The 19,932-nt window shown below is 28.1% G+C and carries 19 protein-coding genes; 14 read left to right on the top strand and 5 right to left on the bottom strand.

From position 1 onward, the window contains the following. Nucleotides 1-25 precede the first annotated feature (25 nt). Together GPX08_RS07415 and eutH are read left to right on the top strand one after the other, a co-directional pair. A complete protein-coding gene (locus GPX08_RS07415; protein ID WP_156626182.1) occupies nucleotides 26-430 on the top strand; it encodes a carboxypeptidase regulatory-like domain-containing protein in 405 nt (134 codons plus the stop codon). 108 nt (nucleotides 431-538) lie between these two features. Further along, complete coding sequence (eutH, locus tag GPX08_RS07420; protein WP_156626183.1) at nucleotides 539-1,606, top strand: ethanolamine utilization protein EutH; 1,068 nt, start codon at nucleotides 539-541, stop codon at nucleotides 1,604-1,606. Between the two features lie 122 nt (nucleotides 1,607-1,728). Here the strand turns inward: eutH and GPX08_RS07425 are convergent, their stop codons facing one another. Both GPX08_RS07425 and GPX08_RS07430 read right to left on the bottom strand, forming a co-directional pair. Continuing rightward, nucleotides 1,729-2,775 (bottom strand): FAD:protein FMN transferase, encoded by a 1,047-nt coding sequence (locus tag GPX08_RS07425; RefSeq protein WP_156626184.1) that lies wholly within the window; start codon nucleotides 2,773-2,775, stop codon nucleotides 1,729-1,731. A 300-nt stretch (nucleotides 2,776-3,075) separates the two neighbouring features. Next, nucleotides 3,076-3,486, bottom strand: coding sequence for an FMN-binding protein (locus GPX08_RS07430; protein ID WP_156626185.1), 411 nt, complete (start codon nucleotides 3,484-3,486; stop codon nucleotides 3,076-3,078). A 320-nt stretch (nucleotides 3,487-3,806) separates the two neighbouring features. Between GPX08_RS07430 and GPX08_RS07435 the strand changes: the two genes are divergently transcribed. The 4 genes from GPX08_RS07435 (at nucleotide 3,807) to GPX08_RS07450 (ending at nucleotide 7,822) form a co-directional block, all read left to right on the top strand. Further along, entirely contained in the window at nucleotides 3,807-5,690 is a 1,884-nt protein-coding gene (locus GPX08_RS07435; protein WP_156626186.1) for an NADH dehydrogenase FAD-containing subunit, read from the top strand. A 211-nt stretch (nucleotides 5,691-5,901) separates the two neighbouring features. Next, nucleotides 5,902-6,282 (top strand): NusG domain II-containing protein, encoded by a 381-nt coding sequence (locus GPX08_RS07440; protein WP_156626187.1) that lies wholly within the window; start codon nucleotides 5,902-5,904, stop codon nucleotides 6,280-6,282. A gap of 9 nt (nucleotides 6,283-6,291) precedes the next feature. After that, the gene (locus GPX08_RS07445) at nucleotides 6,292-6,813 is read left to right on the top strand and encodes a heptaprenyl diphosphate synthase (protein WP_156626188.1); all 522 of its coding nucleotides are present in this window, start codon (nucleotides 6,292-6,294) and stop codon (nucleotides 6,811-6,813) included. A gap of 43 nt (nucleotides 6,814-6,856) precedes the next feature. Then, nucleotides 6,857-7,822 (top strand): polyprenyl synthetase family protein, encoded by a 966-nt coding sequence (locus GPX08_RS07450; RefSeq protein ID WP_156626189.1) that lies wholly within the window; start codon nucleotides 6,857-6,859, stop codon nucleotides 7,820-7,822. Nucleotides 7,823-7,831: 9 nt separating this feature from the next. On the opposite strand, the gene GPX08_RS07455 is transcribed toward GPX08_RS07450, so the two are convergent. Further along, complete coding sequence (locus GPX08_RS07455; protein WP_156626190.1) at nucleotides 7,832-8,719, bottom strand: LysR family transcriptional regulator; 888 nt, start codon at nucleotides 8,717-8,719, stop codon at nucleotides 7,832-7,834. Between the two features lie 129 nt (nucleotides 8,720-8,848). Here GPX08_RS07455 and GPX08_RS07460 point away from each other — a divergent pair, with 129 nt between their 5' ends. Next, nucleotides 8,849-9,961 carry an extracellular solute-binding protein gene (locus GPX08_RS07460; RefSeq protein ID WP_156626191.1) on the top strand — a complete coding sequence of 371 codons (1,113 nt, stop codon included), beginning with the start codon at nucleotides 8,849-8,851 and terminating at the stop codon, nucleotides 9,959-9,961. Here the strand turns inward: GPX08_RS07460 and GPX08_RS07465 are convergent. Further along, nucleotides 9,949-11,070 carry a glycosyltransferase gene (locus tag GPX08_RS07465; RefSeq protein WP_156626192.1) on the bottom strand — a complete coding sequence of 374 codons (1,122 nt, stop codon included), beginning with the start codon at nucleotides 11,068-11,070 and terminating at the stop codon, nucleotides 9,949-9,951. The genes GPX08_RS07460 and GPX08_RS07465 overlap by 13 nt on opposite strands. Nucleotides 11,071-11,221: 151 nt before the next feature. On the opposite strand from GPX08_RS07465, the gene GPX08_RS07470 reads away from it, so the two are divergent. From GPX08_RS07470 to GPX08_RS07480, 3 genes are read left to right on the top strand one after another with little or no spacing between them, the layout of a single operon-like run. Continuing rightward, complete coding sequence (locus tag GPX08_RS07470; RefSeq protein ID WP_156626193.1) at nucleotides 11,222-12,217, top strand: CotS family spore coat protein; 996 nt, start codon at nucleotides 11,222-11,224, stop codon at nucleotides 12,215-12,217. 11 nt (nucleotides 12,218-12,228) lie between these two features. Further along, the gene (locus GPX08_RS07475; protein ID WP_156626194.1) at nucleotides 12,229-12,975 is read left to right on the top strand and encodes a hypothetical protein; all 747 of its coding nucleotides are present in this window, start codon (nucleotides 12,229-12,231) and stop codon (nucleotides 12,973-12,975) included. Nucleotides 12,976-12,987: 12 nt separating this feature from the next. Then, entirely contained in the window at nucleotides 12,988-14,034 is a 1,047-nt protein-coding gene (locus GPX08_RS07480; protein ID WP_156626195.1) for a CotS family spore coat protein, read from the top strand. A gap of 105 nt (nucleotides 14,035-14,139) precedes the next feature. Here the strand turns inward: GPX08_RS07480 and GPX08_RS07485 are convergent, their stop codons facing one another. Further along, entirely contained in the window at nucleotides 14,140-15,255 is a 1,116-nt protein-coding gene (locus tag GPX08_RS07485) for a glycosyltransferase (RefSeq protein WP_156626196.1), read from the bottom strand. 105 nt (nucleotides 15,256-15,360) lie between these two features. Here GPX08_RS07485 and GPX08_RS07490 point away from each other — a divergent pair, with 105 nt between their 5' ends. From GPX08_RS07490 to GPX08_RS07505, 4 genes are all read left to right on the top strand, one after another. Beyond that, a complete protein-coding gene (locus GPX08_RS07490; RefSeq protein WP_156626197.1) occupies nucleotides 15,361-16,362 on the top strand; it encodes a CotS family spore coat protein in 1,002 nt (333 codons plus the stop codon). 185 nt (nucleotides 16,363-16,547) lie between these two features. Continuing rightward, nucleotides 16,548-17,435: a sporulation peptidase YabG gene (gene yabG / locus GPX08_RS07495; protein WP_156626198.1), complete on the top strand. Its 888-nt coding sequence runs from the start codon at nucleotides 16,548-16,550 to the stop codon at nucleotides 17,433-17,435. A 182-nt stretch (nucleotides 17,436-17,617) separates the two neighbouring features. After that, nucleotides 17,618-17,854 (top strand): hypothetical protein, encoded by a 237-nt coding sequence (locus GPX08_RS07500; protein WP_156626199.1) that lies wholly within the window; start codon nucleotides 17,618-17,620, stop codon nucleotides 17,852-17,854. Nucleotides 17,855-18,246: 392 nt separating this feature from the next. Next, nucleotides 18,247-19,830: a DUF3794 domain-containing protein gene (locus GPX08_RS07505; protein WP_156626200.1), complete on the top strand. Its 1,584-nt coding sequence runs from the start codon at nucleotides 18,247-18,249 to the stop codon at nucleotides 19,828-19,830. Nucleotides 19,831-19,932: the final 102 nt, after the last annotated feature.

Below are 19,932 nucleotides of genomic sequence, written 5' to 3' on the forward strand. Positions count from 1 at the left end.
TTTTTGAAACTTAGGAGGCAAAATTATGAGCGGAAGAATAACATCATGTGAATTAAAGACTGGATGTAATGAACAGATTGAAGCAATAATAAGATTACCGGAAGAAAAGAGATCAGTTATATTTGGAACAGTTTTAGACTGTAATAGGATGCCTGTAGTAGATGCAGTAGTAAAGTTATTACAAGTTGTAGATGGTTATAGATATCCTTATCCACTAACTCATACTTTCACTGATTGTCACGGACAATTCTTATTAGGACCATTATGCCCAAATACTAAGTATATGTTAAAAATATACAAGGATAATATAGTAATAAAATATGCAGAATTAGAAACCTCTTCATTTAAGGGTAAATGTATAGGAAAGCCAGATAAACATTCAGATGGAAAAGACGACTGTGGAGATAGACCAAGCGGCTGCGATTGTTAATTTAACTGAATAGTATAGAAAAAGAGCTGTATCAAAATATTATACAGCTCTTTTTTCTTATAAAGAATTTTGTTAAAATAAATTAGAACTTTATAAGGGAGAAAACATATGGAAAAAATAATGCTTTACATAATTGGTTTATTTTTTGTAGTGGGAGTAATAGATTATATTTTAGGTAATAAGCTTAAGTTAGGGTATGGAATAGAAAATGGAATAAAGAGTATGGGGTCATTGGCTTTATCTATGATAGGTATTTTGTCTATAACTCCAATAATTTCAGATTTTTTATCGAAATATATATTAACAATATTTAAAGGTGATTTATTAGATCCAAGTATAATATCCTCATCATTTATTGCAGTGGATATGGGAGGATTTAAAATTGCAGAAGCAATTGGAAGAAGTCCTGAAATAATTTATTTTTCAGGGATTTTAATTGCATCTATATTAGGGTGTACAATTAGCTTCACTATTCCACTAGCATTAGGGATAATAAAGGATAAGCATATAGATATTTTTTGCAAGGGAATACTTTGTGGAATAATTACTGTGCCTATAGGATTATTTATTGGTGGAATATTATTAAAGATAAGCTTAATTAAGATATTGATAAGTCTTTTACCTATAACAATAATTTCAATTTTAATTATAATTGGATTATACAAAAGTCCTTCTAAGATGGTTATTTATTTCAAAGTTTTATCAAGGGTTATATTTATAATTGGATTAATAGGGCTTGGGCTTCAAGGTATAAATTCTATAACAGGAATAGAACTAGTTGAAAATTTACTTTCATTGGAAGAGGCAATAACTATTGTAGGTAAAATAGCTATCTTTTTAGCTGGGGCAAATGTAATGCTGGAAGTTATTAAGAGGGTATTTTCTAAGCAAATAAGGAATCTGGAGAAGAAATTAAATATTAATTCAAGTTCTGTAGCAGCTTTGATAGGAAGTTTAGCATCAGCAGTAATTGTATTTACTGATTTTGATAAATTAGATGATAGGGGAAAGGTGATATGTTCTGCTTTTTCAGTATCTGGTGCATATGTTTTTGGTGGACAACTTGCCTATGTAGTTGCTGAGGCAAAAGATATAGCGTTGATTTATATATTAGTAAAACTTATATCAGGATTTTTAGCAATTTTATTAGCGCTTAAAGTAATTAAAAATAATTAGTTAATTAAAGTTGATATAATTTTTATTTTACTACTTTAAGATGATAGAAGAATATAGAAAAAATATCTCCCTCCATAAATTTAAATTATTAGGAAGGAGATATTTTTTATTATTTATGGTTTTTAGTTTGCTATAGTAAAATCACTATTAGTTAATTCAAATATATTTTTAACTTCATTAGTTAAATAAATTTTATTGTCTTTAGTAACAAAGATAGCATCTATTCCACTTTGAGAGTTTACAAATTTCATGCCTTCTTCAACTCCCATTGCAAAAACAGAGGTCGATAAGGCATCCCCATCTATAGATTTATCACTTACTATAGTTATTCCTGCAATTTCATTATCATAAGGATAACCAGTGCTCGGGTTTAGAATATGATGATATCTAACTCCATCTTCTTCTATATATCTTTCATATATACCAGAAGTAACAACAGATTTATTACTTGTAGTTAAAGTTCCAATTATACCGCCTCTCTCTGAAAAAGGATCTTGGATTCCAATTTTCCAATCAGAACCATTAACTTTTTTACCATGGGTAAAGATATTTCCACCAAGGTTAATTATGGCACTTTCAACACCTTCATCAGTTAGTATGCTTGAAATTACATCGGCAGTATAACCTTTTGCTATTCCACCTAGGTCTAGCATCATACCTTTATTTTTTAAGTATACAGTTTTATCCGAATCATTTAACTCAACATCTTTATAGTTTACTAATGGTAGTTTAGCTTGAATTTCTTCAAGAGAAGGAACTCTTGCTTCTGGAAGTCCAATACTCCAAAGTTTAACTATAGGTCCAACTGATATATCAAATAAACCATTAGATAGATTTGAGTATTCTAACCCCTTTTCAATTAAAGTATATGTATCATCATCCACCTTAACTGGCTTTATACCTGCATTTTCATTTATTTCATCTACTAATGTTCCGTTCTCATTAATACTTAATGTTGATTCTAGCTCTTTAACTTTATTAAATACTTTATCTAATATTTTAGAATCATTACTATCATAAAGAGTTACAGTAACTGTAGTACCCATTAATATTTCGCTCTTTGATAACGGCTCTTGTGAAGCTTTATTCTTTGAACATGATGTTATAAGTCCAAGAGATAAAATTAGCAATAAAGAAGAGAGTGTTATTTTAGCTAATCTTTTTGACATGATATTCCTCCTAATTAATAATTACTATATAAGTTGTAATAGTGCCCACTTTATATTAATTTATATTTTATAAGAATGATATTTAAGTAATAGAATTACCTTCATAATTTATATAATAATTAAAAAATATATTAGTTCAAGTTTTATTTTTACATTAAGTAGTTATTTTAGAGTTTAATCTTATATAACTATATTGATATAGATTCTTAACTGAAACATATATCTATTAGTATAAGTAAAAATATAAAAAATAACAAAAGACTTTAGACAAAAGTCTAAAGTCTAGTTAACTATAAAAGATTATTTAGCTTCAGCTAATGCCTCTTCAGCTAATTTTTTAAATGAATCTGAAGTGCTAGTAGCACCAGTTACAGCATCAACAGCAGCAACATCTTGCTTTTCAACTAAAGCTTTTTCTAATGCTGGGAATGCTTCTTCTGGGTTAGCTCCACTGATTTCTTTCATTTTCTTGTTGTATTCAGCGTCAGCTAATTTACTTCCAGCATCGTTAGCTTCGTCATACTTAACGTTAGCAATCTTTCCATCTTTAACTTCGATTGCGATAGAAGCAACATATCCTCTTTCGTCAGCTGCAGATTTCTTTTCATAAGTACCGTCTTTTAATCCAGCTTCTTCTTTTCCGCATCCTACAAATACTGTAGTAGCTAATGCAGCAACTGCTAATAAGCTTAAAACTCTTCTTGATTTCATTACAAAATCCCCTCTCAAACTTAAATTTATTTTTTTGAATTTGTTTTCAATTACTAGACCATTATACACAAAATAAAATGGCTTAGATATTCGATTTGCTTATACTACATAAGAATTTCTAATGGCGTTAAAAAAAAGACAATAGCGATGAGACAAGTAAATATAAGGCTTTAAGTATATTCAGATAACAAAATATATAGATAAATCATTGTTAAAAAATATACAAAAAATTTTCGAAGTGATATAGACATATTATGAAATAGTGTATAGAATTAATTATGCTGTTTTAGAATTATTTAATATGAAGGGAAGGTTTCAACATGGCACAAAATAAGATAGTTGTTCTTGGAGCTGGATATGGTGGTGTTCGTACTGCTAAGAAACTAGCCAAAAAATATAAAAAAAATAATGATGTGGAAATAACATTAATTGATAAAAATCCATATCATACTTTAATGACTGAGTTACATGAAGTAGCGGGGGGAAGAGTTCACCCAGAATCTGTTCAAGTAGAATTATGTAAGATTTTTGGTAAGACAAAAGTTAAAGTTGTAACAGACTATATTGAAAATGTAGATACAGACAAAAAAGTTATAAAAACTACTTATGGAGAATACTCTTATGATTATTTAGTAGTAGGTACAGGTAGTGAACCAGCTTTCTTTGGAGTACCTGGAGTAAAAGAAAATGGATTTACTCTTTGGTCATTTGAAGATGCTCTAAAAATTAGACATCACATTCAAGAAATGTTTGAAAAAGCTAGCTTAGAAAGAAATGAAGCTAAGAGAAGAGAGATGTTAACATTTGTTGTTGCAGGTTCAGGATTTACTGGTATTGAAATGGCTGGTGAATTATTAGAGTGGAAGACTAGATTAGCTAAAGAGCACAATGTTGACGAAAATGAAGTTACATTAAAAGTTGTTGAAGCTATGGGAACTATCTTAAATATGTTAGATAGAAAACAAGCTGACAAAGCAGAAAAGTACATGGTAAAACATGGAATGGAAATATTAAAGAATTCACCTATAGTTGAAGTAAATGAAGATAACATAAAGTTAAAAGACGGACAAGTGATTAATACAAGAACATTAATATGGACTTGTGGAATTCAAGCAAACCAAGAAGTTAAGGAATATGGATTAGAAACAGCTAGAGCTGGTAGATTACAAGCTAATGAATACATGCAAGCTGTAGGTAAAGAAAATGTATTTGTAGTAGGAGATATTGCTTACTTCGAAGAAGAAGAGGGAAAAGGAACTCCTCAAATAGTAGAAGCTGCAGTTCAAACAGCTGATACAGTAGTTAAGAATATAGTTGCATCAATTGAAAAGAAAGAAATGCAAAAATTTGCTGGTAAATATCATGGATTCATGGTTTCTATCGGTGGAAGATACTGTGTTGCTAACTTAATGGGTCTTAAGTTATCAGGATTCTTTGCTATGATAATGAAACATTTAGTTAATATTCACTACTTATTTGAAGTAAATGATGTTCATGCTATTTATAGTTACTTACAACATGAATTCTTTACTATGGAAGATAGAAGATCTGTAATGAGAGGTCATTTATCATCAAAAGCTAATAGATTATGGCTTGTGCCTTTAAGAGTATTTATAGGTTCTCTATGGTTAATTGAAGGTATTAAGAAGTTAATTGGAGAAAGCATTTGGGAAAAGATGTGGGATGCAGGTAGCATAAAAGGATTCTTTGATGCTATAACAATTGGTTCAGACAGCTGGATTAAAGCTGGTAATGTTAAGATGCCTTTCACTTGGTTACAAGATGCAACATCTGGTGCTTCAGCAGCAGCAGGTGCAGAAACTGCAACAGAATGGGCTAAGCCTATTATAAGTGAAGTTCCTGGTTGGTATGCTGCAATAATGCAATTTATGATGCCAAATCCTGAAGTAGCAGTATGGTTCCAAAGAATAGTTGTTTTAATGGAAATAGGTATGGGTCTTTGCTTAATTGCTGGATTATTTACATTTATCTTCAGTGCAGTATCAGCAGGTATGGTAGTTAACTTTATCTTATGTGCTATGGCTGGATGGGATATACTATGGTACTTCTTCGGATCTATTGCTTTAATGGGTGGAGCAGGTAGAACATTTGGTTTAGATTACTATATAATGCCGTGGATAACAAGGATAGCAGATAATTTCTGGCATGGTAAGAAAGAGCCAATATATAAGAAAGCACAATAATTGATGAAGTAAATCAACTATATGCTTTTAAATTTGAAAATTTACTTAAATAATTATCTTAACTTTTAATTTGATAAAATAACATTGATGTAGATAATTAATTAAAATATATATATAATAAACTTTATAAGGTAGGGTAATAACTCTACCTTATAAAATTGTAAGGTTATAATGCAAATAATTAACCTTAAATTCTATGGAGATGAATGATATGTTTAAAAGGTTAGACTTTGTTATTATTGCGGCGCTTATGATATTATCATTTTTACCTGAGATTATACTTGGAGCATCTGTAGGTAAAAATTTTAGTACAACATATGCAGAAATAACTGTTTCAGGAAAGATGTATAAGACTATTCCTCTATCTGTACATAAGGGAGAGGAAATAATTGAAATAAAAACTAAAGATGGTATTAATGTAGTAAAAGTTAAAGATAATAAGATTGGTATAATAGAGGCAGATTGTCCTGATAAAGTATGTATGAATCCAGAATACATTGAGAAACCTGGGCAAAGCTTAGTTTGTCTTCCTAATAAAGTTATGATTGAAATAAAAGGTAAGGCAGATGATGATATTATATTATCGCATTAAGGAGAAGCTATGAAAAAAACTAGTAAAATGGTGTACATTGGATTGTTGGTAGCGCAAGCCTTAGTATTACATATTTTTGAGAGAATGATTCCTGTACCTTTTATAACTCCAGGAGCTAAATTAGGTTTAGCAAATTTAATTATAGTTATTGCATTATATACATTAAATAGTAAAAGAGATGCCTTTTTAGTACTGTTCCTAAGGTTACTATTATCCACTATGTTTGGAGGGAATTTATCTTCATTTATGTATAGTGCAGCAGGTGGAATACTAAGTTTTATTGCTATGGTAACTGTAAAGGAGTTATTTAAAGATAAGGTAAGTATAATAGGGGTTAGTTCAGCGGGAGCTATATTCCATAACGTTGGACAATTAATAATTGCATCATTAATAGTAAAGAATATTGGTGTTATGCTTTACTTACCTGTGTTATCTACAGTGGGAATAGGAACTGGTATTTTTATTGGAATTACAGCTAACTATGCTGTAAATCATTTGAAAAGACTTCCAATGTTTAAAGGTTATATTTAGGTGTTAAAAATTACTTTTAATGTCTTTAAGAAGGTGGATTTAAATGAACAATATTTGGAGTAATTACCCCGAGATTAATAAAGAACTTAATGAAGTATTAAGCCTTATGAGAAAAAATGTTAGATGTAAGGATAAAAAGATAGAAAATTCTATTCTAGAGTTACTAGAAGGTAATGGAAAGTTATTGAGACCAGCCTTTGTTTTAATTGGATCAAAGTTTGGTGAAAATGATAAATCTAAATCTGTACCTACAGCAGCAGTTATTGAATTGCTTCATATGGCAACATTAGTACATGATGATGTTATTGATGATTCTAAGCTAAGAAGGGGAAGAGAAACTGTTCAATCTAAATATGGAAAAGATTATGCAGTATATATAGGTGATTATTTATTTTGCGTATGCTTTAAAATACTTGCAACTCAGTCTTCACTTCAAGCTATAAAAGTAGACTCTAGAGCTATGTCTAAAATATGTATGGGTGAAGTAAATCAGCTTAATGCTAGATTTTCTATGAAATTATCTGTAAAAGATTATTTAAGTAGAATATCTGGAAAGACTGCTGAGTTATTTTCAATTTCCTTATATTTAGGTGCAGCTGAATGTAATGCTGATGAGAAGGTTTCTAGAGAACTAAGTAATATAGGACATAATTTAGGAATGGCTTTTCAAATTATGGATGATATATTAGATTATGAAGGAAATGATGAAAGTATAAAGAAATCAGCAGCAAATGATTTAAAGCAAGGTATTTATACAATTCCATTAATATATGCTTACAAGAAAAATAAAGCAGCTTTTGATGGAATCTTAAGTAAAGATATATATACAGAAGAAGAAGTAAAAGAAATTATTAGATTGGTTAAAGAAAATAACGGAATAGAAATGGCTAAAGAATTAGCTGAAAAATATATGAAGAAATGCTTTAAGGGAATTGAAAAACTTCCTGACAATCCGTATAAAGATGTATTAAGAGAAATTTCTAATTGGTTATTACTTAGAACATACTAAAGGGCTACTTTAATTTAAGTAACCCTTTAGTATATTTTTTAAGCTTTTTATGAAATCACTATTAGTTTTATAAAAAGAATCTAAGTAGCATATATATAACGTTAACTCTATAGAAAAGTCTTCTATATTAATTCTTTTAATTCTAGTTGAAGGACAATAGTTATGATAAATACTTGCAGGTATAAAAGCTACTGCCTTCGCTGATAAAACTCCGTTTAATGCAGAGAAATAAGAATTAGTTTTATATAATATGTTTGCTTTATCTAATTCCTCCTCAGTACATCCAAGCTCTTTTGATAAAGATTTTTTTAAACATTTCTTATCTGAAGCCAATATAAGAGGCAGATTGAAGATTTCATCTTTAGTAATAGTATTAATAGGGAAATTTTTATCAGCAACTAAAAATATTTCATCAGTCCCTAGAGATTTACTTATTATTCCATTGTTATCATCTGGTTTATGATAACAAATGAAAATATCCCTTACGTTATTAAGAAGATTCGTATGAGAACAACAGTCTATATTATTAATATTTATTGTATGAGAGTCGTAAACTTTTTTCAATTTGGAAATAGCTATGGGTAGAATAGTTTGGCCTACTGATTCTACAGCTTCTATAGAAATAAATTTCTTTTGATTTATAGAGTTATAAAGCTCTTGTTGCATTTTATTATAAGCATTCAATATTGTTTCAGAATATTTGAATAGTATCTCACCCTCAGGTGTTAATGATACGCCTTTATTTGTTCTAGTAAACAATTTCACATTAAGCTTGTTCTCTAGCTTAGCGATTTGCTGACTTAAAGCAGATTGAGAGATATGAGAGTTTTTTGCAACGGTAGAGATACTCTTAGAGTTAGCAACTTGATAAAAATAATTTAAACTATCTATATGCATAACAAACTCCTATTAAATAATTTATATATTAAATTATTATATTATAATCATTTATAAAATGCAAAAAATAATTAGAGATAAAAATCTTGTTAAAATAGTGTATAATTTATATAGTTAGGATGTGGTCAAATGAAGAATAGAAAAAAAGTATCAATATTACTTTTTGTAGTTTTTTTTATTATTATCTTTTTTAGTACATTTTTTAGTAAATCTAATAAGAGTAGTTTGAAAGGTGATATTGTAGTCTGGACTAATGAATATTATTATGATTATTTTTCAAATATAGCCAATGAATTTGAAGAAAGTAATAAGAAGGTTAAAATAAAAGTAGTTGAAGTGAGTGAAGATGAATATGTAAGTAAAATTATAAATTCTAATGAAACAGATTTACCTAACATTGTTCACTTAAATTTCTTAGAAATTAATCTAGTTAAGGATAAAATAAATTTAATTAATGAAAATATGAATACTATTGAAACTTATAAAAATAATTTTAATGTAAATAGGTTGAAAGAAGTAGAAACTGAAAATGGATATTATGGAATACCTTTTACATCTAATCCTATTTCAATGTATTTAAGAGAGGATATTTTAAATAGTTTTGGATATAAGACAGAAGATATCAATACATGGAATCAGCTGATAGAGATGGGTAAGGATATAAATATTAAAAGTAATGGAGAGTATAATTTATTTTCTAGTGAAGATAGACTTAATATAGATTTATTATTATTAACCCAATTTATAGAAGAAAATGAGAAATATAATAAGGATGAATTATTAAAAAAGATATCTGAATTATACAATGAGGGAAATACTACTTCAGAGAAATATATTTGCAGAATTTCAGGGATAGACTTTTACAAGGAATTAATTGATGGAGAAACCGAAGGTGTATGGGAGTGTAAGAATCATCCAAGCCTTAATATTGGAGAAAATAGACTTTTTGATTTAGGTGGGGAAAACTTAGTTGCTTTAAATGCTGGAAAAAATAGTGAAGTTATTAAGAGCTTTATGGCATTTGCATCTACTAATACAGAGTTACTATCTAAAGAAATAATAAAGATGGATTTTCTACCAAGCTCGCTATATTCTTTGAATGTAAAGATTAATGATGGAAGTAATATTAAAGGTAGTAGCCCTTTATTAGTATTAATGAACACTATAGAAAGGGCTCCAGCCATTAATAATATTGATGAATTTAAAAAGATTGTTTTAGAAATTATAAATCAAAAAGTATAGATTTTTCTATAAGCCTCTAATGTTTTTATGGCAGTATTTTTCCATGAGAACTGGAGGCTTCTTTTATATCCTTTTTCAGCTAGTTGATGTTTCAGATTCTCATCATTTAATAAGCTTACTATAGTTTTTTCTAATTCGTTTCTATCAAAAGGATTTATTAATAATGCTGAATCACCAGTTACTTCAGGTATAGAGGTAATATTTGAAGTAATAACTGCTGTTTTACAACTCATTGCTTCAAGGGGAGGTAATCCAAACCCCTCATAAAGTGATGGATAAACAAAAGCTTCAGCTCCGTTATATAGAGTCGGTAGTAAGTCTTCGGAAATAAAATCAGTAAAAATAATATTATCTTTTGAAGATAAGGTCTTAGAAAGTTCATACAGCTTTTTACCCTCATCTTTAAGAGAGCCTGCTAAAAGGAGAGTATGTTCTGAATTTAAGTCTTTATATATTTTATCAAAGGCTAATATAAGATCCCTAGCATTTTTTCGTGAGCTAAATCCTCCTATGTATAGAATATAAGGATTATTAAAATTGAATTTACTGTTTACAAGCTTTCTACATGCTTCTTTATCTAATGGTTTAAAGTTAGAGTTTGCAGCTAAAGGAGTAACGAAAATCTTATCTTCAGATATATGATTAAAGAACTTTAAAATATCTTTTTTAGAGTATTCTGATACGGTTATTATTCCTTCAGCACTATCTATAATATTTGGCATATTCTTTAGAAATCTTTCTAAATATCCTCTTCCTGTCGTTTCTGGCAATATATAAGGAATTAAATCATGAATGGTTACTACACAGCTAGTACTATAATTTTCACAAAATCCTATTCCGTTTTGAGGAATATGATGAATATCAATATTGTTATTTTTTATATAACTTGGAAAGTAGTAATTTTCATAAAATCCACCATGTTTTTTTGAAGTGAGAATTATTTTGCTATTTCTTTTTTTATAATCCTCATAATTTTTGCCACTCCAAAAAATAGTGTAATTATTATCTGAGTCTATATTTAAAAGCTCCCGAAGTAAGTTTTCGGTGTAGGTTCCAATTCCAGTACCGTTATAAAGATTGATACCTCTAGCATCAATTGAGAGATTCATAGTTAGCCTCCTAAAATCATAATATATATTATACTTATTAAGAATTATTTTTATATATAACAGTTTAAAATTAATTATTTAATATATTAGTAAACACAATAAAATATTAGAGTTCATATAATGCATTAGAATAAATCTTAAGGAGAATTTAATGGAATTTTCATATATAAAAAATGAAATTCAAGATAAGTATCTTTTAGAGATAGAAAGTATTGAAAAAGTTAAAAATAGCTATAAGGTTATAACTAAGGATGGGGATTATGGTATTAAAGTAATTAAATATCAAAAGCCTCATTTTTATTTTATTTTTTCGGCAATAGAACATTTAAAAAATAGAGGTTTTAATAAGATTCCAATGATAATAAATACAAAAGATAATAAAGGTTTTATAAAGCTAGGAAACAATTATGCATATTTAAATGAGTGGGTAGATGCAAGAAATAGTAACTATGATAATTTAAGCGATTTAAAGCTTGCATCTATGGCTTTAGCTGAACTACATAATTGTAGTGAAGGATTTACCTTAAATAAAAATATGAGGCCTAGGATAGCTTGGTTTTCCTGGATAAAAGTATTTGAGACTAGATGCGAGGAAATACTTGATTTTAGAAGGAGAATATATCAGAAGGCATATAAATCAGAGTTCGATGAATTATATTTAAAAGTAGTGGATGAGGAAGTAGAACGAGGAAAAAGGGCCATATATAATTTAAAATCCAATAATTATTTAGGAATAATGGAGAAAAAAGTTTTTAAGAGGGGATTTTGTCATCATGATTTTGCTCATCATAATGTTTTAATAAACAGTAATGGTGAAGTTAATATAATAGATTTTGATTATTGCATTTTAGATTCTAATATACATGATTTATGCTCTTTATTGATTAGATCTATGAAAGATGGAAAGTGGAGTAATAATAAGGCTAGTTTTATTATTGAGAACTATTCAGAAAAATATTATATAAGTAGAGAAGAAATGAGGTTAATGAAGAGCTTTATTATGTTTCCACAGGGATTTTGGCAAATTGGACTTCAGTATTATTGGGAACAGCAACCTTGGGGAGAGGAGTTTCTTGTAAATAAGCTTAAGAAGTATCTAAATGATAGAAATAAAAGAGAAGATTTCCTTGAAAGCTTTTTTTATTAAGAGGTGGAATAATGAGTGATGCTAGATTATTATCATTTTTAGAAAGTAAGGGTATATATGTTTTAAATGAAGAATTTATAAGTTCCTTAGAAGAAGATAATTTTAAAAAACAAATAGATAATATAATTGCTTTTCAAAAGAGTTTAGGTGAGTATAAAGAAAATTTATATCCTAGAATAGGTTCAGTAATTGGAAAAGAAATAAATAGTTTTAATTCACAATTAAGATTAATATCTAGCTATTATAAAAAAGTAGAAAAAAGAGAGGAGCTGAATTCTGTTGACTTCTATTTTATAAGAAGGGCTGAATATTTAATATCTATAGGAAAAAGAGCGCTAGAGCTTTTATATACTAGCAATTATAGAGGTCTTATAGAAAATAGTATGAAAAATTATGAAGTATGCCTTTCGAGAGTGGATGAAAAAAATTTATATGTAAGAGAGGATGGAAAGATAATAGTTAAAACTATAAGATACTTATCTTATAACCTTAAAGAACATGATGTATATTCTTATATTAAAAAGTTGAAAAGAAAGAATATTGATATTAATTTTGAAGATATTATAAATTACTATGTTGAAACCCTGGGATTGGAAAATAATAATAGAGAATATTTAAGAGCTTTGGCTTCTTATCCTAATGAGGAATTTAGGATATTAGAAAGATACATTTTAGGGAAATTAAAAGATAGTGATGAAAGAATTCTAAGCAGCCTTGAGAGAGCAAGAAAATACGATAGTAAGGGTTTAGTAATATAGGGAGGTTATAGTTTGAATAAGTATAGATATATAGATAAAGATATACTATGCAAATATGATTTTAGTGAGGAATTTTTAGAAAAATTAGATTTTGAAATAGAGGATATAATACCATTAAGAAAGGTTTTTATTCTTTTAACTGATAAAGGTAAAAAAATATTAAAATTAATAGATACACCTATTGATAGAGTAAATTTTATTAATACTGCTCTTGAATATTTGATTACAGGGTATAAAGATGTATTAAGTTATTATAAAAGCAAAAATGGTAATATTGTATTTGAATCATTAGATAACAAATATGTTGTTCTAAATATGATAGAGGGTAGAGAAGCAGCTTTTAGTAATCCTGTTGAGATAGAGTTATGTACAAAAGCTTTAGCAAATATGCATATAGCTTCTAAGGGGATTTTTAATAGTTTAACTTCAGATATAGTTAAGGGAAACTTGGGGGATTATCTGCCAAACTATTTTAATAATGCTAAGGAAGATTTAATTGGTATTAAGGATTATATATTAAGGTTTAGGTATAGAAATGAGTTTGATAATGTCTTTTTAGAAAATGTAGATAAATTTATTGAAGAGATAAAAAGATCAATAGAGTTATTAGCCATGTGTAATTATAATAGCCTTCTTGAAGATTTTAATAAAAGAGTATTATGTCATAATGATTTAGCACATCATAACTTTATTATTGATGGTGTAGATGTTAGAATAATAGATTTTGATTATTGTAAAATAGACACTAGATCTGTTGATATAGCTAACTTTGCATTAAAAGTAATAAAAAATAGCTATTTTGATGTAGACACATTTAAATTAATAATTAATTCTTATAATTCCATTGATAAATTAACAAAAGGGGAAATAAAATTAATTTATTCTATTTTAAGCTATCCAAGAGATTTTGTAACCATATCAAGGGATTATTATTACAAGCAAAAGAAATGGGATTATGAAGTCTTTTTAAATAGGTTAAATGATAAGATAAATAATGAAGAATATAGAAGACGATTTATAGAAGAATTTATACTTGATATGAATGAATATTTTTATTAATATATATTAAAAAATAAGAGCATACCCTAGGAGTATAGGAGTTAATATCACTATATTTATATAGTAACACTACTTTGATACTAACTCCCACAGGGAATGCTCTTATTATTTAATAATTCTTTTATATGCATTTAAAGTTGCTGCTGCAGTATTGTTCCAAGAGTAATTTGAACTTTGAATAAGACCCTTAATAATCATGCTTTTTCTTAATTCATTATCATCAAGAACTATTTCGATTGATTTAGATAATTCTTCTATATCATATGGATCTATTAATAAGGCCGAATCATTACATATTTCAGGTAGAGATGTGATGTTAGAAGCTATTACAGGAGTGCCACAAGCCATAGCTTCTAAAGGTGGTAAACCAAAACCTTCATAAAAGGATGGATAAGCTAAAAGTTTAGCAGCATTATAAAAAAGAGGTAATTTCTCTAAAGGAATAAAGTCTGTAAAAATAACATCATCTTCAATACTTAATTCAATAGCTCGTTTTTTGTAGGCTTCATATGATATTCCTTTCTTACCTGTAATAACTAACTTAAGTCTTTTTTTTAATTTCTTTGATAAAAGAGAAAAGGCTTCTATTAATCCTAAAATATTTTTTCTTGGACTAAATCCACCAACATAAAGTATAAAATCATCTTTAATTTTATATTCTTCTTCTATTATTTTTTTGCACTGATACTTATTTAATGGCTTATATATATCCTCTGCAGCAAGATGAGTAACGAAGATTTTATCTTTTGGGAAGTTAAATTCTTTTGCTATATCTTGCTTTGAAAACTCAGAGACTGTTAATATTCCATCTGAATTATTAATTATATTAGGAAGCTCATTATTGAAAATATTTAAATATCTATCGCTAACAGTTTCTGGCATTCTCAGTGGGATTATATCATGCAAAGTAATAGCTTTGTGACAATTTATTTTAGTATTTAGACCAACCCCATTTTGTGGGACGTGGTAAATGTCTATATTTTTGTCATTTAAAATATTAGGAACTTTAACCTCATCCCAAAAATTCATTTCTGCCGTGGCCCCAACTAACTCAACGCTAAAATTATCACTTAAATCTAGAGCTGAATTTTCAGGTAAAAAAACTAGGTAATCATTTTTCTTATCTACTTTGCTTATACTATTAATAAGTTGATAAGTATATGTGCCAATTCCAGTTCCTCTATACCATTTAGCAGCCCTGCCATCTATGCTTATCTTCATGATTTAATCCTTTCTCATTGTTTTTAATTTATTATATTAAAGATAGGAATAAAATGTTAATAAAAGAATAAATATAGTCATATAAATATAAAGGGGGTGATGGTTATGATGAGAGAATTTGAAATAGAAAGACAATTTGATATTAAAATTGAAACTCTAAAAGCCAATAAAGGAGTTTATTATTTAAAGACGAACAAGGGTGAAAAATGTTTAAAAAAGATTAATTATGGACCTCAAAAATTATTATTTGTTTATGGAGCGAAGGAGCATTTAATTAATAATGGATTTAATGCTGTTGATAAGTACTTTTTAAACATAGAGGGGGAACCATATGCCCTAGTCAATGAGGATCTTTACACATTATCTGAATGGATAGAAGGTAGAGAATGCGATTTTCATAACATAGATGAGGTGAAATTAGCAGCAAGGACTTTAGCAATGTTACATGAAGCATCTAAAGGATACGATCCTCCTGAAAATTCTAAATTGAAAAGTGATTTAGGCAGATGGACTCATCTTATGAGTAAAAGAATAAAGTCTTTTGACAAGATGAGAGATATGGTAAGAAAGAAAAGTAATAAAAATGATTTTGACTTATTATATTTAAAATCTATGGAATTTTATAAGGAGATAGGAAGGAAGGCTTTAAAGACATTAGAATCCTCTGATTATAATAAGTTATGTGATATAGCTCAAAATGATAAGAGCTTTTGTCATCATGATTTTACTTATCACAATATAATTTTAGATGAAGACAATAACTGTCATGTAATTGATTTTGACTATTGTAAAAGAGAAGTTAGAACCTTTGACATTTCAAATTTCATGATTAAAGTTTTGAAGAGAGTAAATTGGGATGTTAACTTTGCTAATGCTATTATATCTTCATATAATGATGTTTCGCCACTATTAGATATTGAATATAAGGTATTATATGCTTATTTACAATTTCCTCAAAGGTACTGGAGGCTTGCCAATAGATATTATTACAATGAAGTAAACTGGGGTCAAAATACTTTTGGTAGCAAGATTGAATCTATTATAAATGAACAAAATGATATGTTGAAATTCTTAGAAGAATTTAAAAGTGAATACAAATTAGATTAAGGAGCTGTCGGAAGACAGCTTCTTTCGAGTGAGAGTTTTCTTATTAGAGTTTTTTATTAATATTATCTTATGTTAAATAACATAGCGGATAAAAATTAATGTAGATAAAGTTTAATAATAAATTTAGTGTACGAATAAATAAATTTCGACATATTATAGTACATAATAATATTTGTGAGGAAAATATGAAAATAGGAGACTTAGTAGTAAGGAAATCATACAATAAGGATATTACTTTTAAGATAATTGATATCAAAGAAGAAGCTGGGAAAGAAATATATATATTAAAGGGAATAAGTATAAGAATAATAGCAGACTCTAGAGATGAAGATTTAGAGTTAGTAGATGATGAATATGAAGGAGCAAAAGAAAAAATATTAAATAGTAGGGTAGATGCTGCTATTAAAAAGGCTGTTTCAATGAGGGGTGATGGTGATATTGTAAAGCCTTTAAATAACCTATATAGAGGTAGTAAGCAATCAAAAAATCAAGGAAATAAAGAATTGATTTTTGGAAGACCAGGTAAGATACTTCATATTGATGGTGATAGTGATTATTTAGAAACTTGCCTAAAGGTATATAAGCAGCTTTCTTTGGAAGCAGTAGGAAGGGCAATACCTGAGAAGAAGCAAAGTGATGTAATAGTAGATCTAGTAAAAGAGGTTAAACCAGATATAGTAGTCTTAACGGGGCATGATAGTGTTGTTAGGAGTACTGATGATTATTTAAATTTAGATAATTACAGAAATTCTAGATACTATATAGAAGCTGTTAAGGCTTTAAGAAATTATAATTCAAGTTACGATGAATTAGTTATCTTTGCTGGAGCTTGCCAAAGTTGCTATGAATGTATGCTTGATGCTGGAGCTAATTTTGCTAGTTCTCCTAATAGGGTATTAATACATTGTTTAGATCCTGTTTTAGTATGTGAAAAAATTGCATATACAAAAATTGAGAAGGTTGTATCAATAACAGAGGTAATAGATAATACTATTACAGGGATTAAAGGTATTGGAGGATTGCAAACTAGAGGAAAGTATAGAGAAGGATATCCTAGATCGCCTTACATTTAATATATTAATAAAATGAGTGAATAAAAATTTTTAAATAAGGAATAATAATAATGAAGAAAAAAGAACAAAAGTAGGTAAAAGTTTACATTGACAAGAGGTTTTAAAGGTGGTAAAATAGTAATTTTTACTTGACAATAGGTGGGTTTGGGTGTATAATTATAATTAAGAAAGAAGGTGTTTATGTGGAAAATGTAAAGACTATCGAGGCTATAAAGAGAAGTATAGAAAACCATATAGGAGAAAAAGTAACTTTAAAGGCAAACGGTGGAAGAAAAAAGATCCTAGTAAACAACGGAGTAATTGAAAGCGCGCATCCAAGCATTTTTGTAGTAAGGTTAGACAACGATATTCCAAGAACAGTATCATACAGCTATTCAGATGTATTAACTAAGACTGTACAACTATACTTTGCCATATAAGATTAGAGCTCAAAAGTTAGAGCTCTATTTTTATTTGCCCGAAATTATAAAATAGCTATTTTTTGCAAAAAAAGAAAGATGGTGGGTTTCCATCTTTCAACTATGGTATAAAAGGGTATTGAGAATTTATGAGAGGTTATATGGTCAATAACCATATTTATAATACGACATATTTTAATAAGTGTCAACAATTTATTTTAAAATTTTTAATAAAATAATTAAAATTGCATTTTATTTCGACATTTATATATAAAATCATTTACATTTTTTAATTATAGCAAATAAAATGAAGAAAAATATTGGTTGTATTTTTGAAACAATAATCTAATCTATGAATAAATATATATAGTCAGAAATATATTTATTAATAGGTATCCTATGGGAGGGGTTATATGTCAGATATAGATGTAATAAGAGAAACCATCAATTATGAAGAATTACTTAGAGAGGGAGAAACTAATCATGTTTTAAAAGGGGAACACTTAATTAGAGATTCACAATATCCTGATATTAAGGACGTTTTAGGAGCAGATGTAAAAACTACTATTACTAGTAAGGAAGTACTTGGCGATAAAGTTATGGTGGAAGGGAAAATTGAATATATAGTATTTTATATTTCTAAAGAAGAACCTGTTGAAGATTCTCCATATAACAAGGTACATGCTGTAGTATTTAATGATAAGTTTGCAAATTATATTGAACTTAATAATGATGAACATAATATAGTATGTAATGTTGAATGCGACATAGAACATATTGAAGCAGATTTGCTAAATGAAAGAAAAGTTGGAATAAGCGGTATTCTAACTTTAAGATGGGGAATTTATAAAAATGGGGAATTTGAATACGTAAAGGATATTGATGGAACTGATGATATACAAGTTCAAAAAGAAGAAGAACCTGTAAATAAACTTAAAGGTGAAAAGGACCTTGACTTAATGGGTAAATCTAGGATTAAAGCTTCCATTGACAAAAGTGAGATAGACGAAGTCCTAAAGTGTGATATGAATCTTCATAAAAAAGAAGTTAAGGTAGTTGATGGTAAGGTATATGTAGGGTGTTATTGCAAGATTACATTACTTTATAAGGGAAAAAATAATAGAGAGTTAGAATCTTTAGAGGATGATGTTTATCTTTCTAAGGAAGAAGAGATTCCTGGAGTAAATGGTGACATGTTTACAGATATGAATCTAAAAGTCTATGATCAACAATACAGCGTTAACTTAGATGATGTTGGAGAAAATAGAGTTGTAGAAATTGAATTTATAGTAAAAGGAAAAGTTAAAATCTATTCAAAGGAAAGGGTGGAAATATTAAAGGATGCCTATTCACCTACTATGAATATTGATTTAGAAAATGGAAAGACAGAATTTGCTTTAATTCATGCTATGACTAGTGCTGAAGTAACAGCTAAGGAGACTTTAGAACTTAAGAATAGAGAAGATAGAGTTGAAGAAATAATTTGTGTTACAGGAAGACCGATGATAAAAGAAAAAGTTATAGAAGATGAAAGAATAAAGTTAGAAGGTGTAGTGAAGACTTATGTACTTTATAGGTTGGCTAGCGAAGAATTAGATTATGGTATTTTAGTTGATGATGTTCCATTCTCTACAGTAATTGACGTAAAGGGCCTAAAGAAAGATATGAAGGTAGTTGCTAAAGCTGGACTTGAAAATATAGATGCTGGAATTGAAGGTAATGCCATATCTATTAGAGCTAATATTAATATAACTTTAAAGATGTACTATAAAGTAAGTAAGGATTATATAAAAGAAGTAATGAAAGGTAATAATGAAGTTAAGGAAAAGCAAGCTTCGATTATTATTTACATTGTAAGTGATGGAGATAATCTTTGGAAATTAGCTAAAAAGTATAAGACTACTGTTAATGAATTACAAAGGTTAAATGAGTTGGAGGATTCAACTAAGCTTAAATCTGGAGATAAGCTAATAATACCAGGAAGAGCAATGTTTTAATAAAAAAATTTATAATTAAAATTAAAGTATTATCTAAAAAGTAAGGCTGTATTGGATTGGTTTTTAAGAATCAATCTAATACAGCTATTTTTATTGAAAAAC

The organism is Clostridium tertium, assembly GCF_902652255.1.
Lineage (GTDB): Bacteria > Bacillota > Clostridia > Clostridiales > Clostridiaceae > Clostridium > Clostridium tertium_A.